The 15929-nt window shown below is 49.8% G+C and carries 12 protein-coding genes; 1 reads left to right on the forward strand and 11 read right to left on the reverse strand.

The window, feature by feature from the left end; genetic code table 11:
• Nucleotides 1-84: 84 nt before the first annotated feature.
• The 10 genes from LOZ80_RS28210 to LOZ80_RS28255 all read right to left on the reverse strand — a co-directional run bounded on the left by LOZ80_RS28210 (nucleotide 85) and on the right by LOZ80_RS28255 (nucleotide 12299).
• A complete protein-coding gene (locus LOZ80_RS28210) occupies nucleotides 85-786 on the reverse strand; it encodes a response regulator (protein ID WP_238167780.1) in 702 nt (233 codons plus the stop codon).
• Nucleotides 752-2317: an ATP-binding protein gene (locus LOZ80_RS28215; RefSeq protein ID WP_238167781.1), complete on the reverse strand. Its 1566-nt coding sequence runs from the start codon at nucleotides 2315-2317 to the stop codon at nucleotides 752-754. The genes LOZ80_RS28210 and LOZ80_RS28215 overlap by 35 nt, the downstream gene beginning before the upstream one ends.
• 4 nt (nucleotides 2318-2321) lie before the next feature.
• A complete protein-coding gene (locus tag LOZ80_RS28220) occupies nucleotides 2322-4622 on the reverse strand; it encodes a histidine kinase (RefSeq protein WP_238167782.1) in 2301 nt (766 codons plus the stop codon).
• Between the two features lie 75 nt (nucleotides 4623-4697).
• Entirely contained in the window at nucleotides 4698-5261 is a 564-nt protein-coding gene (gene kdpC / locus LOZ80_RS28225) for a potassium-transporting ATPase subunit KdpC (protein WP_238167783.1), read from the reverse strand.
• 28 nt (nucleotides 5262-5289) lie between these two features.
• Nucleotides 5290-7332, reverse strand: a complete 2043-nt coding sequence (gene kdpB, locus LOZ80_RS28230) for a potassium-transporting ATPase subunit KdpB (protein WP_238167784.1) — start codon at nucleotides 7330-7332, stop codon at nucleotides 5290-5292.
• A gap of 63 nt (nucleotides 7333-7395) precedes the next feature.
• Nucleotides 7396-9066 (reverse strand): potassium-transporting ATPase subunit KdpA, encoded by a 1671-nt coding sequence (kdpA, locus tag LOZ80_RS28235; protein WP_238173141.1) that lies wholly within the window; start codon nucleotides 9064-9066, stop codon nucleotides 7396-7398.
• A gap of 47 nt (nucleotides 9067-9113) precedes the next feature.
• A complete protein-coding gene (locus tag LOZ80_RS28240; RefSeq protein ID WP_238167785.1) occupies nucleotides 9114-9260 on the reverse strand; it encodes a potassium-transporting ATPase subunit F in 147 nt (48 codons plus the stop codon).
• Nucleotides 9261-9348: 88 nt separating this feature from the next.
• A complete protein-coding gene (locus tag LOZ80_RS28245; RefSeq protein WP_238173142.1) occupies nucleotides 9349-9762 on the reverse strand; it encodes a hypothetical protein in 414 nt (137 codons plus the stop codon).
• A gap of 281 nt (nucleotides 9763-10043) precedes the next feature.
• Nucleotides 10044-11711, reverse strand: coding sequence for a DUF4091 domain-containing protein (locus tag LOZ80_RS28250; protein ID WP_337950979.1), 1668 nt, complete (start codon nucleotides 11709-11711; stop codon nucleotides 10044-10046).
• Between the two features lie 168 nt (nucleotides 11712-11879).
• Nucleotides 11880-12299, reverse strand: coding sequence for a hypothetical protein (locus tag LOZ80_RS28255; RefSeq protein ID WP_238167786.1), 420 nt, complete (start codon nucleotides 12297-12299; stop codon nucleotides 11880-11882).
• Between the two features lie 385 nt (nucleotides 12300-12684).
• Here LOZ80_RS28255 and LOZ80_RS28260 point away from each other — a divergent pair, with 385 nt between their 5' ends.
• Nucleotides 12685-13200: a hypothetical protein gene (locus tag LOZ80_RS28260; protein ID WP_238167787.1), complete on the forward strand. Its 516-nt coding sequence runs from the start codon at nucleotides 12685-12687 to the stop codon at nucleotides 13198-13200.
• Between the two features lie 842 nt (nucleotides 13201-14042).
• Here the strand turns inward: LOZ80_RS28260 and LOZ80_RS28265 are convergent.
• The gene (locus LOZ80_RS28265; protein ID WP_238167788.1) at nucleotides 14043-15869 is read right to left on the reverse strand and encodes an APC family permease; all 1827 of its coding nucleotides are present in this window, start codon (nucleotides 15867-15869) and stop codon (nucleotides 14043-14045) included.
• Between the last annotated feature and the right edge of the window lie 60 nt (nucleotides 15870-15929).

Raw genomic sequence — 15929 nt, forward strand, 5'->3', positions numbered from 1 at the left:
TGAAAGGCTTGAGAACACAAACAAGCCCTATTCGTGGCCGGCGAGCAATCGCTCAATGGCCATGAATGGGCTTTTTTTGAGGGGTCAGACTGGCTCCTGCCAGGTAAATCGATAGCCAATCCCCGGCTCTGTCAGTATATATTTCGGGCGGGTCGGATCTTCCTCCAGCTTCTTCCTTAGGTGACCTACATAGACTCTGAGATACTGACTGTCAGATTCATATTGATGGCCACCCCACACCTGCTTAAGCAGTTGGCGATGCGTCATAACGCGTCCGGCGTTGATAGCCAACACTTTCAACAAGTCATACTCCGTTGGTGTCAGCTTCAACTTCTCTCCGTGCAGCTCTACGCTGCGTTGAGATAAATCAATCACGATAGGACCTAAGCGGAGCACAGGTTCGTCCTGTGTTTTGGCTGTATGCCGCAGGGCTACCCGCATGCGGGCCATAAATTCGCCCATGCCGAAAGGCTTGGTCACATAATCATCCGCGCCACGGTCGAGGGCAGCTACCTTATCTTGCTCCTGATCTTGGGCGGTCAGGATAATAATCGGCACCTGCGACCACTCCCGAATATGCTGAAGCACTTCCATACCGCTGAGATCCGGTAATCCCAAATCCAATACAATCAGATCAGGCCTTACCATCGTCGCTTGCAGCATGCCTTCTTGCCCCGTCGCAGCCTCTGCCGCTTCGAAGCCATGGGCTGTCAAGGTAACCCGCAATAATTTGCGGATCTGCGGTTCATCATCAATAATTAAAATCTTCGCTCCTGTTGCTGTCATTGCTATCCCTCTCTTGCTCAGCGAATTGTACGGGTAAACTGATATGAATGACCGTGCCGCGCTTTCCATTCAAGGTCGCTGTTATCTGTCCATGATGGGCGTCTATGATACTTTTGCAAATCGCCAGGCCAAGCCCGGTACCAGGGATATGTTTGGTCATTTGTCCTCTATAGAACTTCTCAAACACCCGCTCCAAATCGTAAGGGGCTATGCCGGTCCCCTCGTCCTTCACCGAAAGTTCCAACCGTTCTCCCTGCTGCACCGCTTCAATCACGATTTCGCTGCCTTCGGGCGAATACTTGATCGCATTGCTGATCACATTAATGAGCACTTGTTCGATGAGCACCTCATCCAGCGGCACGGAGGGCAGATCATCGGCAAGACGAACGCTCATCCTCCGATGGTGGAGCGAATCTTTCAGTTGGGCAAGCGCAACACCAACCACATCTTCGATGCCGCACCATTGTTTATTTAAGCGCAGCATGCCGCTCTCAATCCGGACCATGCCAAGCAGGTTCCCGACCAGTCTATTCATCCGCGTAGAGCCTTCCCTGATCGTCATCAACAGTTCGCGGCGGTCTTCAGGACTGAACACATCTTCGCCTTCCAGCAAGCCCGTAACCGATCCTATAATGGTGGCTAGCGGTGTGCGCAATTCATGGGAAAGCGAGTCGAGCAGCGCCGTCCGAAGCTTCTCCGACTCGGCCGTCAACTGCGCCACCTTGGCTTCGTTAGCCAGCTTGACGCGAGAGATCGCGACTGCGACCAGATCGGAGAGCGCTTCGATAATGCGGATCAGCTCCGGCATGTCAGCCATCGGCCGGTCCCCGACATACACAGCCAACACGCCATGGACTTCGCTTTCTGTATTCAAGGGAACATGCAGATCAGCTGACTCCCGCAAGGAAGCTGTGCCGCGACCGGCCCGGGCATTCTGCTTATAAACCCATGCAGCGATCGACAGATGGGATTCATCCTTGGCCCAATCAAGACTATCCTTGGAGTATGCCTCTAATTGCTGATCTCCTGCTGTAGTTGGCAAAAAAACAGCTGCCTGGGCATGCAGCGTATCAGCCACGTGCTGAACAATCTGGTTCAGCAGCACATCCAGATCCGAAATAGCTGTGATCTGCCGACTGAGCGCATACAAAGCCGCCGTGCTCGCTTCTCTCTGATGGGCTTGTTGAAATTGGCTGCGCAGCCTCGAAGCCAAGCTGGCTGTTAACGCAGCAACGGATAGAAAAACCAAAAAAGAGATCACATATCGCAAATCAGCCACATTAAGACTCAAAACAGGGGGGACAAACAAGAAATCAAAGGCTAGTACACCGACCCCCGCTGCAAAAAATGAGGGCCCTTTTCCCCAGCGCACAGCGCTAATTAACACAGGAATTAAATAAAGAAGCGCGATATTAACTAAGCCGAGGAAAGGACCACAAGCCTTTAAGAGCAAAGTCAAAACAGCAATACTCAGTGTTGTAATCCCATAATATTTCCAATAATTACTCGGGTTCTGTGTTTGATTGATCATATCTTCATTTTACCCTATTTCCGGACGTTTGCCACGATTCATAATCGGCTACAATCAGCACATCCATGTGACTGGTCAGCGGCAGAAGTTGTTTCACCGCAGCATCTTTCCAGACGATGATCTGTGTAGCGCCAACTCTGTTGGCCACGGCTGCAAAGGCATGAGGAATTTGCTTGCTTCCTGCCACTTCGCCAAATGAAAATTCACCGCCGAGCCGCTGCGTCAGCTTCTCGATAGCTTCCATCTGCCGCTCCAGCTCTTCGCTTCTGCGCGGAGCAATGAAAGTCACATGCCATGCCGCTTTCAAGCGATGAGCAATTCGAAAACCACGGCGGATCAAGCGATCCGCATGCGAAATTTCCGTGATACATACGCAAATCACTTCTTTCCGTCTCCATGGCCCGCGAAGCGAGCTCTTCCGTTCCATAGATTCCAGCCGTTCATCTACATCATCCGCGATTTCACGTAAAGCGAGCTCACGCAAAGCGATCAGATTTCCCGTTTTGAAAAAGTTATTCAGCGCTTGATCAACCTTCACCATCGCATAAATCTTCCCTTCCCTCATGCGAAGCTGCAGGGCTTGGGGGGCAACGTCGATTAATTGCACTTCATCCGCGGTTCGCAGAATGCTGTCTGGAACGGTCTCGCGAACCCTAATCCCTGTAATCTGCTCGACCGCATCATTCAAGCTTTCCAAGTGCTGCACGTTCATCGTGGCAATCACCGAAATACCTGCTTCCAGGATCTCCAGCACATCTTCATACCTTTTTTTATGCTTGCTGCCCGGTACATTGGAATGCGCTAGTTCATCTACCAGAACCACTTCGGGTCGAAGTTCGATGATAGCAGCTGTATCCATCTCCTCCAACTTGACGCCCTGATACCTGATTTCTTCTCTGGGCAGGACAGCGAGATCGCCAATCTGCGCAATGGTTTCTTTTCTCCCATGGGTTTCGAGCAACCCAACTTTCACGTCAATCCCTTTCCTGAGTAGATCATTGCCTTCCCGCAGCATGGTGTAGGTTTTCCCGACACCCGGAGCAGCGCCGATATACACTTTGAATCTGCCTCGCTTGATCTCCCCAATCTTCTCCTCCACTTCCTGCTTGCTGAGACGCTTATACTTGTAGGCTTCCTTCTGCGTATGGATATGGGCTGGAAGGATTCGTTCCCCTTCGTGTGAAGCGCGATCCGCCACCAGGAATACATCGATATTGCGTGTTCTTTTCAAAAGGCCATTAATTACTGATCCCTGCAGCAAGGTTTGCCATTTGGTCTGCTTGGAGTGGCCTAGGACCAGACGTGTTACTTTATGCGCGACAGCATAATCCACTAGCGTTCGCGGAATCGAACGGCGGGAGCGCAGGGGCAATTCTTCGAATTTGGCGCCTATTTTATGGACAAGCTTCATCATGGATTTGCGGAAAGCCGTTGCTTCCTTTGTCAGAGGTTTATTGAATTTACGCAGCGTAACCACATGCAAATCTCCATTTAAGCGTTTAGCGATCTGCTGACCTCTACGCACATAAATCGAGCCATTCCAGTGATATTGCGTCGTTACCAAAATGCGCTCGGTCGCCCCGGATGGCCCCATATAGCCCATTTCTTCGCGGTGTGCTTCCAATGAATCATTCACATCCTCGGCAACAAGACGAAGGGCCAACTCGCGAAGCACGCCTAAATTGCCGCGCTGAAATAAGGCTGAATCCCGACTGACTCTCAAATGGCCTTCTTCCAGTCGGTTCAAGATCGTTTCCGGTGTCGCATCAATTAATCGCACCTCATCGGCCAGTTCCAATGTATCCGAGGGGACACAGGGACCGACTTCAATTCCGGTCAGCTTATGCGCTACCTCCATCGCCTCTTCCAGCTCATACACATTGACGGTTGTAATGACACTAATGTCATGAGCGAGCAAGAACTTAATATCCTCCAAGCGGGAGGGGAATCTGGCGCCTTCTCGATTGCAATGGGCGAGCCCATCTACGAGAACTACCTCAGGATTTCGCTCAATCAGGGCATCCAGGTTCAAATCCTTTTGTTCCCTGCCGTCTTTGCTCCAATGAATGCTCGGAACCCTTTCCAGATCACCTAATTGTTCCACGGTTTCGGGCCTCTGAAGTGTAGATACCGCACAGATCACGACATCGATCCCCTGCTGCTTGAGATTATGCCCCTCGCGAAGCATATGATAGGTTTTCCCCGACCCGCTAACCGCCCCGATATAGATTTTCAAGCTGCCTCGATGTAATTTGGAGATGGATAATAGAATTTCTTCCGGTGTTTTCCTTTTGAACCCTTCCAAGTGACATCATGCTCCTTAGCTAAAATGACGCAGACAGCCACCCCCGTTAAATACGAGAGTGGCTTGCCTGCTAACTCACAATTTCACTTGCTTCAGCAGTTCTCTATTTAATTCGGTCACATTCACCCTAGGTTCTCCGAATATACCGAGCTGACGCGTCTTGGCCAGTCGATCTACCAGATCATTGAGGGTTGTCTCCGCAAGGCCTGTTGCTTGGCTAATTCTCGGCACTTGTGCTTTAGCGCCCTCCGGCGATAAATCCGGATCGAAGCCGGAACCCGAGATGGTTACCAACTCCGCCGGGATATCCGTTAGCTTGGGATTTTCCTTCTTCCAAGCTTCTACCTTCTCCGCCATGGCTGCCGCATAATCGCTTGAGGCTACGGCTGTATTCGAGCCCGAGGAAGCGGTCGGATCGTAGTTGGCTGCCGATGCTCGGGGTTGGAAAAGCTTCGGTGACTCGAAGCCTTGTGCCAATAATTCAGAGCCGCGCACTACGCCATCCGTTTCTATCAGACTTCCATTTGCTTGTTTGGGAAATAAGACCTGAGCCACACCTGTCGTTGCCAACGGATAAATAAGCCCGCAGACAAGCATGAACAATAAAGAAACACGAACAGCTATCCAAACCGATTTCATAACGCTATCTCCTCGTTTCTCTTTCTCTTTACACGATGTTTAGGCCGTGAAGCACCCAATCAATGATTTTAATCCCGATGAAAGGCACCACGACACCACCTATTCCGTACAAAAGCACATTGCGCGACAACAATTTATCCGCTGACATCGCCCGATATTTGACGCCCTTCATTGCAATAGGAATCAATAGAGGGATGATAATGGCATTAAAGATGAGCGCTGATAGAATGGCCGATTCCGGTGAAGCGAGTTTCATAATATTCAAAGCTTGCAGCTGCGGCATAGCCAAGATAAACATCGCAGGAATGATGGCAAAATACTTCGCGATGTCGTTTGCAATGGAGAAAGTCGTCAGAGCACCACGGGTAATCAACAGTTGTTTACCGATGGAAATGACCGAAAGCAGCTTCGTCGGATCCGAATCCAGATCGATCATGTTGGCCGCTTCCTTCGCGGCCATCGTGCCTGAATTCATCGCAAGCCCTACATCAGCTTGAGCAAGTGCAGGCGCATCATTCGTGCCGTCGCCGGTCATCGCGACCAGCTTGCCTTCCTGCTGCTCTTTTTTGATAGCCGCAATTTTATCCTCCGGCTTGGCTTCGGCTATGAATTCATCTACGCCCGCTTCCAGGGCGATCGTTGCCGCTGTCAGGGGGTTATCCCCTGTACACATAACCGTCTTGATGCCCATCGCCCGCAGCTCAGCGAATCGTTCTTTCAAGCCCGGCTTTACCGTATCCTTCAAGTAGATCACGCCGTAGATCCGCTCGTTGACCGCGACAGCCAGCGGAGTTCCGCCTGCTTTGGCAATGCGGTTCGTCATCGTTTCCAAATCACTCGGAATGGGACCGCCCAGCGCCGTGACATACTTTTTGATCGCATCCACAGCGCCTTTGCGCACTTGAACGCCACCTTGTAAATTAAGCCCCGACATCCGCGTTTCCGCTGAAAAATCAACCACTTCCGCGCCCTCATAGGCGTCGGATTGCCAAGATTCACCCAGTCTGTTCGCCAGCTCAACAATCGATCGCCCTTCTGGCGTTTCATCTTTGACAGAAGCTTGCAGCGCACTGAAAATCATCGCTTTGGCATGCACGCCGCCCACCGGTATGAACTCTGCGGCCATCCGATTCCCGAAGGTAATGGTGCCCGTTTTATCGAGAATCATCGTGTCGATATCGCCTGCGGCTTCCACGGCTTTCCCTGACATCGCCAGCACGTTGAACTGGGTTACGCGGTCCATCCCGGCGATCCCAATCGCCGACAACAAGCCGCCGATCGTCGTCGGAATGAGACAGACTAACAGCGCAATCAGTGTGGAAATTTCTAATTTCACGTTCAAATATTGCGCCATGGGCACCATCGTTATGATAACGATTAAGAAGATCAGCGTTAACACGGCAAGCAGTGTCGTTAAGGCAATTTCATTCGGCGTTTTCTGCCGCTTGGCACCTTCCACGAGCGCAATCATGCGGTCCAGGAACGATTCGCCGGGGTCCGTCATAACTTTCACGACGATGTAGTCCGATGCGACACGCGTTCCTCCTGTCACGGATGAGAAGTCCCCGCCTGCTTCCTTAATCACGGGGGCCGATTCACCTGTTATGGCGGATTCATCAATGGAGGCCAAGCCTTCCACGATCTCGCCATCTGACGGAATGATTTCCCCCATCTCAATTCGGACGAAGTCGCCTTTGCGCAGGGAAGTTGACGATACTTCCTTAAAGCTGCCATCTTTAAGCACCAAGCGGGCTTTGGTGTCCGATTTCGTCTTCCGCAGGGAGTCAGCCTGCGCTTTCCCGCGTCCTTCCGCCAAAGCTTCCGCGAAATTCGCGAAAAGCAAAGTGAAGAGCAGGATCAGGAACACAGCCAGATTGTATCCTCTGCCTACCTCCGTCGAGCCAAATAGATCCGGCATGATCGAAAGCAACATGGTGATCAGAGTACCAATCTCCACGACAAACATGACCGGATTCTTCATCATGACCCAAGGATTTAATTTCTTAAAGGAATCAAGGATCGCTTGACTCACCATTTCTTTTGTTAGTGTTTTTTTACGTTCCACAGTCATGGAAGTCCTCCTAATCTAGGGACCTTTGAGCATTCTCAAAGTCTCCCTCTCCTGCATCTATCCTTAACGCGCTGCCAAATGTTCAGCAATCGGCCCGAGTGTCAGCGCCGGGAAGAACGTGAGAGCACCGATAACGACTATGATCATTATTAAAATCCCCATAAATAGCGGTGTATCCGTACGCAGTGTGCCCGTCGTTACCGGAACAACCCGTTTGGTTGCTAGAGAACCTGCAATAGCCAGCATCGCAATCATCGAAATGTAACGGCCAAACAGCATGACCATCCCAATCCCTATATTGTAAAAATTCGTGTTCGCGCTCAAGCCGCCAAAAGCAGAACCATTATTCGCTGCGCCTGACGTGAAAGCATATAACACTTCCGATAGGCCATGCATCCCCTGATTGGATATCGACGCAATGGACTCGGGGCGCAGGAGTGCCAAGGCGGTCGGCGCCAGGATGATCAGCGGATGGGTCAAGATGGCAATGGCTGCCAGCTTAACCTCCTTGCCTTCAATCTTTTTGCCCAGGAATTCCGGCGTACGCCCCACCATCAATCCACAAATGAAGACCGCTAAGATCAAATAAAGCAAACCGTTCAGTAAGCCGACACCTTTGCCGCCGAATACGTTGTTCAGCATCATCTCTGCGAGTGGCGCAATGCTTCCGAGCGGTGTCAGCGATTCATGCATCGCGTTCACGCTTCCTGTGGTGGCCGCTGTCGTCACGGCTGAAAACAGTGCCGTTTCAGAAATCCCAAATCGCACTTCCTTGCCTTCCATATTGCCGTGCACTCCCATTGCATCAACCGCAGGCACGCCTTTGTACTCTGCATAGAAAACGGTAGCCAGCATCACGATAAATATGATCCCCATGGCCGCAAAGATCGTCCAGCCTTGCTTCTTGTTCTTGATCATTAAGCCGAATGCGTATACCAGTGAGGTAGGCAGCAGCATCATGCACAGGAGATGAATGAGATTCGTCAGCGGCGTAGGATTCTCAAAAGGATGTGCTGCGTTCGTCCCGAACCAGCCGCCCCCGTTCGTTCCGAGATGCTTGATGGCTTCCAGCGAAGCTACTAAACCACGCGTGATCGTTTGCTGAGCTCCCTCCAGCGTAGTTGCCTGCACAGCTCCCAGAAGCGTTTGTGGAATACCTTGAAACACTAGAATCAGCGCTACCACAAAGCTCAGCGGCAGAAAAACACGCGTAATCGCTCTTGTCATATCCACGTAGAAATTACCCAGATTATCTTGACGGCCAACTAGGCCGCGGATGAATGCTACTGCAACTGCAAAGCCGGTTGCCGCCGAAGTAAACATCGGAAACGTAATGGCAATCATCTGAGACAAATAGGACAGTGTGTTCTCACCACTGTAAGCTTGCCAGTTCGTATTCGTTATGAAGGAAACGGCTGTATTAAAAGCCAGAGCCGGCGGCATATTCGCGATATCATCCGGATTCAGCGGCAAATATTTCTGCAGGCGAAACACCGTATAGATGAGGAGCAGCATCACCAGATTGACCAGGAGCACTGCGCCTATATACTTTTTCCACCCCATCGCTTCCTCTTCTTTAACTCCCATAATCCGATAGAATACACGTTCTATAGGAGCAAAAATCCGATCAAGGCCACTCTTCTCATAGCCAAAAACGTTGACCAAGTAACTTCCCACAGGTTTCACCAACAGCATGATAATCCCCAGCGTGATGACTACTTGCAATAATCCCATACCCATAATAGGTTCTCCCCCTGCTTACCCAAGCTCATATTCAATATTTAAAATTTCTCCGGCTTCACCAGAACAAAACCAAGATACACCATGATGGCTGCTGCTATACATCCAATGACGATCATCTGATAGCCTCCTAACCGTTTGTTCGCGAGCTGCCTGAGTGGCAGACCTGCGTTTAAGCTTTTTCGCAATATTGGGAGAATCCCCAGAACGCCAGAAATGTGACTGCGAGAAGTAAGATCATCGTGACATCGTTGTACATACCACACCTCCTTTTCCCTATTCGTCCGCAGCAGATAGAAGAAACTTCACATCGCCGTTTTTGGAATAAATGACGTAATCTGCACCGAGCCCTTTGTAAATCAATCTTGGATTCAGACTTTGGGTAATCACATAAATCGGCCCCGAAGTCCAACCGCGGCATAGCCCAATGTACCGACAGCACAGAGGCAAGCTTTCCTCGAAAATAATAACTTTCCCAACGGGATAGTCCGGTAGATCGGGTGGATTGGAACCCCCGGCTTCCGTCGTATCCACTTGGATAATTTGCTGCACACCCAACTCAAGAAATCGCAGCCGCTCTAGCTTGTTATTGGTGACTGCGATATAAGGCAGACCCAGCAACTTGGCTTGCTTCATGAAATTTTCGCCTGCTTTGGTAGGCGCAGCAATCAGCCAAACATCGTTATGCATGACGATCACCGTCCCTCTTCCTGAAACATTGTAACGCCGTATCGCATAAAAATGAGGTAAAGAATAGCAGGCATCCGTATAAAAAAAGCATAAAAATGCTCATTGAAGGCGTCTCCCCGCCTCTTAAGGATTTACCCGATATAGGTCATCGAACGAGAAATAAGGCTGCCTCATGAGGTTGAAAACCTCGTGAGACAGCCTTTGATTTGTTCGTATCTTGGCGGCGCACTCGAACAGGAATTCCTCCTGTTCGTTATAAAAGAAGCTGCGCGGCACTCTCGTTAGTTGATAGTAGCATACTGCTGAATAGCTGCATTAATGCGTTCGCGGCAAGCCAGAACCCACTCTGCTTCCTTCGGATATACCGCGAAAGTAATCGGCTCATCCGCACCTTCTTCCATGAGTGCCACTGTCCGCTCCCTGCCGATCTGCGATTCGAGCAGCTCCAGCGCCCGTAAATCCTGCAGCGCCTCGCGGAAGACTTCGAGCCTTAGCGAATCCAGCGGCGTCCCGTCCTCTCCTGGATAAACAACGAAGGGATCCCCTGCCGGGAAGCCATAATTGGCATCGGTGTTACGATAGGGATCAATTGCAAAGCGCGAGTATTGAGCAAACCAGAAGTTAAAGCCCCAATGCAGAAATCCACTGATACGGAATTTGTAGAGCTGTAAGCCAAAAACGCGATTGCGGGCAGAAGGCATACAAATAAATCGATTAGCTACGTCTATATATTGAGCACAACAGTAATAAGTCCATAAATTCGTTACCTCGTGTTCCAGGAACGGCGTGATGTGATTATTCGCTACAATGGGCGTTTCGATGAGTCCTTGCTCATAATAAAAATACTCGGATAACGCATCCATAGAGGGTATCTCGCCCATGAACTGTTTGACCCAACGGCTCGCACTTCCATACGTAGCCAAATGATCGGTCATCGGCTCGTCCGAAATGTGATAATACACACGCTCCATCAATCCATTCTCCCTAATGAAAACGACCAACTCCGGTAAAAACTGAGCCAGAAAGCTTTTATAGGCTTCTCCCGTGGCATCCGTTTCCCAACCGAAGATTTGCTTGGTTTGGCCATCCTCTACCGCGATAATCTTGGGTGCGTGCTTGGCGCCCCATTGGGTGAATAGATGCGACAGCTCGAAGTAGCGGACGTTATTCCGATTACACATGTCGACCCAACGCTTCAACCGTTCGAACCCGAATGTGTAGGTCTCGCCGGATTTGCTCACGTCTACGAGTTGAACGGTAGGCCGCTCCCCGCCGATCTTCGTATCCAATGGAGGTGTGAAAATGGGCGTAAGCAGCATGTTGATCCCATGATCCACTGCCGTTTTGACGTAGGATTCAACGATTTCCCAATACCGCTCGCTGAATACGTCGACCTTGTAGTATACAGCCAGACAATCGGTATGAAACCATTCGGTATGGATCAGCTTCTGTTCCGGCAATGCCGCTTCCAATACTTCGAGTTCAAACGTTTCGCGGGACAACAATTCGCCCCCAGGCGTCTTGAATACAACCACTATTGGATATTTGCCAGGCTTCACTTCTTCAGCCAGATGAACAGTTACCCAGAGCGATCGCCATTGCTTGGGAATCCCCACGATATCATCAGACAGGGCCAAGGGAACTAGCAGATCGGGGTACAATCCCGGTGCATCGCGAAGCAAATTATCATCGTGATCTGGATAGTTGGGGAATTCAGCTGGCACCATTTGCACGCTGCGAAGCCTAATGTGTGAAGTCAGTTTGGATTCCACATCGACGCGTACCTGTTGTTGCGTGAGTGGTGAACGATAAGCAACCTGGAAGGAGAAGATCTCCTTCTGCAAGGCTGATGCGCGTTGATAGGGTACGGCATGCAGCTCTTCATCCGGAAATACTTTCTCGAGTGAACTAATACTGCGGGTTTCTAGCATGGATTGGTTGGTAGACAAGGAAATCCTCCTTATAATTCGATCTTCGTATTATGATAGCGTTTACTTCCTTCTTACTATACCGCATGCTGGTATATAATAACATATTTCTACTTCTGTTTAGCTATCCTCATTTTTAGCGGACTTCCTAAGCTAGCAATCAGCAGCTTTAGTCCCCCTCTTTCTGCGCTAGAATGAGATATAAGCTTGAGAATGATCAAATAGATACGTTCGATCAGATAAGAAACTTTCAACTTTTTTCCCTTTGGATGCGTGCTCAAGCTTTGCCGCCAGATCGATCAAAGCCGACGAAATGACATGTGTTCTAATTTCTCCCCACACGGCCTCTTTTTGATGAACATACGCCAAACCGTCCGCAAGTGTGAGACCTTTGATCCGTTGAAAAACGACAGCCCACTGAACGAAATCGCCCTTCAAGTTGCCGCACGGAATCTGAAATTCACCTAACCCCCATGCTCCCAAATTGGTTGTAATGGTGAGTAAACCGCAATGACATTCATCGCTATGACCAGGCAGCATTCTATCTGACAGCTCACAGTCGAACTGGAAACATTCAATACGGGTAATGATGCAGGTCTCGGGAATCATCTTCTTGTCACTCTCCTCAAATTTTGTTGAGAGGAATGTTACGCCTTTTGATCCGATGTGTAAAAGTCGGTGGAACGACTTCACTTCCTATATTTCACCATAAAGCTATATTGAAAGCGCACTCAAATGTAGCTGTCCTATATTTTCGCTATAAATGCTCCGGTATTCTTCCATTTCCAGCCGTTTGCGACCTTATGAAGTTCAAATTCTATGATTCCAGTGTGTCTATGAAAATAGGCCATTTCGCATTTTTACTTGTTTTTTATGCGTTTGTCCCTTATTTTTTACCCCATTTTTATAGAATTCAGCGTTACGATTATTGGGTGTACAACGCGAGTTTCATCCGCTCATTCAACCCGACAATCCAATCCAAAGGAGCAATGCTATGGCTTCCTCTCGCCAATATTATTTAGGGTTAGCCCCTGATCTGTTAAATCCGCTTCATTTAGCTTACGAGTGGTTTGGTGTGTTGTGGCTGGAAGAAAATCATCATTTCCCTGTTATTGTCGGATATTGGTTCTCCAAAGACAGGTCTGAGATCCTGCAAAATGCCATCCTGTCCGGCTTCACCACATGGAAAGAGAAATCCGATCATTTCATCATCATGAATATGTATCAGGCCATCCGCAGAAAACAAAGCGAACAGGACTGGACTGGGCGCAGCCGCTTATCCATCAGAACACTGTTCACATCCCCTTGGAAGGAAACTCCGCCAGGGTTGTACATCATCAAATCGCGAGACGTGTACCCCCTGCATGCTTCCGCCGTATGCAAGAAAAAGTTTTTCGTATGGCTGGAGCACGCAGCTGTATGTGAAACAGAGAAAGACCTGCAAATGTTCACGAAAAAAGTGCATGACGCCTATGCTCGCGATTGCAGTGGCGGTCGCAGTCGCAATTGAGATTGCGGTCGGGGCTGTGGTCGGGGCTGCGATCGGGGCTGCGGTCGGGGCTGCGGTCGCGGTTGAGGCTGCGGCTAGCTGTCTTATTTCCACCTATCTCCCCTACAAAGCTTCGATCATCGGCATGTCGGGGCTTTTCGCGCACCAATCGCATCCATCACACTTGTCAAACTTGTCGTATCTATCACACATTTCACCTTTCCACCTATCACACTTGTCTCTCTTACCGTACCTGTCACACTTTTCGCTATTTTCACCCCTATCACACTTTTCTCCCTTATCGAACCTACCACATTCTTCGCCTTACCACACCCGTCACACTTTTCGCTATTTTCACCCCTATCACACTTGTCTCTCTTATCGAACCTACCACATTCTTCGCCTTATCACACCCGTCACACTTTTCGCTATTTTCACCCCTATCACACTTTTCTCCCTTACCGCACCTACCACACCTTGCACAGACTTAGGCGAGATGGCTGAAAAGCACAAAAAGGCTGTCTCAAAGCCCAGTGGAATGGATCTTGAGGCAAGCCCCATAACGAACTCAATATGCTTTATTTGATCAAAATCGGGCATTTTGAAAATCTAATGAATTCCGGAGACGTTATTTCAAGCAAAAGATCACTTTTCCGCCTATGAATCACTCCATAACGCCATTCCAGTTCATTAGATTTCAAAACAAGCCATTTTCTCGTCTATAAGCATCATACAAGTTCGTTAGAATATCCGATTGATTATGCGTAGGCTCGGCGGTGCGCAGTTCTGACTGTTATCGCAGTCTTTCGCTGGTTTAGAAGCAGCTCCTACTCGCCCGAAGAATTATCATCCAACAACACCTGCTACTTTTTCAAATGGTAAGGCACCGTCGTCACGACCAGATTCCTGCGATACAGCAGGAACGCCCGAATCAGCAAGCTGGATTGATTATGGAGAATGTTCTGCCAGCTTTTCTTGGGAATGAACTGTGGAATCAAGACGGTCACACGGAAATTGGACTCGTTCGCTTTATGCTCCACCGTGTCGATAAACTTCGTTAGCGGATGGATGATGCTGCGGTAATGGGAATGCAGTGTGACTAGGCGGACATCGGGCTGCCAATTCTCCCATTTCTCAGCGAACTGCTTCTCCGTGTCCCGGTCGAAAGCAACATACACGGCAATTATTTGATCCGGCGCAAGAGACTTGGCATAGTTCAAGGAGTTCTCAACGACATGCGTGATTCCCGCGACGGGCACAATCATGATATTCCCTTCAATCGGGATCGCCGGCTCGCAAGTCGTAATCCGCAGTTGCTCGCCAACGGCCTCGTAGTGCTTTTTGATCCGATGAAAGATCATCACGATCAAAGGCAGGAAGATCAAGACGGTCCACACCTGGCCGAACTTGGTCAAAAAGAAGATCATCATCACCGTGAAGCTGATCAGCGCCCCTACCAAATTAACCGTTAATTTGACGATCCAGCCTCTGGGCTTCTCGCGAAGCCATTTCACCAGCATCCCCGTCTGCGCAAGGGTGAAAGGAATGAACACCCCGACGGCGTACAGCGGGATGAGATGCTCTGTCCTGCCTTTGAAGGCGATAATCAGCAGGATGGACGCCACGGCCAGGAAAATGATCCCGTTGGAATAGCCCAAACGATCTCCCCGGATGGTGAACATCCGCGCAATGAACTTATCCTTGGCCAAGTTGACCGCCAGCAGCGGGAAGGCCGAGTACCCCGTATTCGCGGCGAGCACAAGAATCATAGCTGTTGTTCCCTGCACGCAATAATACATCCAATTGCGCCCGAACGTTTGCGAGGCGATCTGGGAAACGACCGTCTCCTGCGCTTTGGGCGCAATGCCATAATAATAGGCAAGGTACACGACGCCGGAGAATAAAAGTGCAAGCAGCAGTCCCATGGCGGCTAGCGTTTTGGAAGCATTGTTCGGCCCAGGGTCCTTGAAGTTAGGGATGGCGTTGGAGATCGCTTCGACCCCCGTTAAGGCTGAGCTCCCGGAGGCAAATGCTTTTAACAGCAGAAACAGCGAAATGCCAGCAACCGGCGTCCCCAAAGGCACATGATTCGTGGCAGAAACAGTCCCAGTCAGGATGTGATACAGGCCTGCGCCAATTAAAACAAATAATGCCAAGATAAATAAATAGACCGGATAAGCCAGAATTGAGGCGGACTCCGTGATTCCCCGCAGATTTAGAATCGTTATGAGGATGACTAATGTAATGGCAATTTCCACATTGTACGGGTGCAAGTGCGGGAATGCAGAGGTGATAGCATCTGTCCCCGCTGAAATACTAACCGCAACTGTGAGAATATAGTCGACCAACAAGGAACCCCCGGCCAGCAAACCAGCGTTCACGCCCAGGTTTTCCTTCGAAACGACGTACGCCCCGCCACCATGCGGATAGGCATATATGATTTGCCGATAGGACAATATCAGCGCCAGCAAGAGGACAAGCACGCCTACCGCAATAGGGATCGTGTACCAGAAAGCAACGGCCCCAATCGTAATCAGCACAATTAAAATTTGCTCAGGCCCATAGGCAACCGAGGATAACGCATCCGAAGAGAGGATGGCTAACGCTTTGGTCTTATTCAGCTTTTGTTCCCCTAGATCCGCTGACTTTAACGGCTGACCGATTAGAAATCTCTTCAATGCATACCACATAACGCCACCACCATCTCAGTTAAGATCACCTTAGTATTACCCCGCTTTTGTGAAAAAGAA

The organism is Paenibacillus sp. HWE-109, from assembly GCF_022163125.1.
GTDB lineage: Bacteria > Bacillota > Bacilli > Paenibacillales > NBRC-103111 > Paenibacillus_E.

Coding starts and splice junctions, on each gene's coding strand:
- LOZ80_RS28215 (WP_238167781.1), bottom strand. CDS start 2,317: ATGATCAATCAAACACAGAACCCGAGTAATTATTGGAAATATTATGGG.
- kdpC (WP_238167783.1), bottom strand. CDS start 5,261: ATGAAATCGGTTTGGATAGCTGTTCGTGTTTCTTTATTGTTCATGCTT.
- LOZ80_RS28255 (WP_238167786.1), bottom strand. CDS start 12,299: ATGATTCCCGAGACCTGCATCATTACCCGTATTGAATGTTTCCAGTTC.
- LOZ80_RS28245 (WP_238173142.1), bottom strand. CDS start 9,762: ATGCATAACGATGTTTGGCTGATTGCTGCGCCTACCAAAGCAGGCGAA.
- LOZ80_RS28260 (WP_238167787.1), top strand. CDS start 12,685: ATGGCTTCCTCTCGCCAATATTATTTAGGGTTAGCCCCTGATCTGTTA.
- kdpB (WP_238167784.1), bottom strand. CDS start 7,332: ATGACTGTGGAACGTAAAAAAACACTAACAAAAGAAATGGTGAGTCAA.
- kdpA (WP_238173141.1), bottom strand. CDS start 9,066: ATGGGATTATTGCAAGTAGTCATCACGCTGGGGATTATCATGCTGTTG.
- LOZ80_RS28210 (WP_238167780.1), bottom strand. CDS start 786: ATGACAGCAACAGGAGCGAAGATTTTAATTATTGATGATGAACCGCAG.
- LOZ80_RS28265 (WP_238167788.1), bottom strand. CDS start 15,869: ATGTGGTATGCATTGAAGAGATTTCTAATCGGTCAGCCGTTAAAGTCA.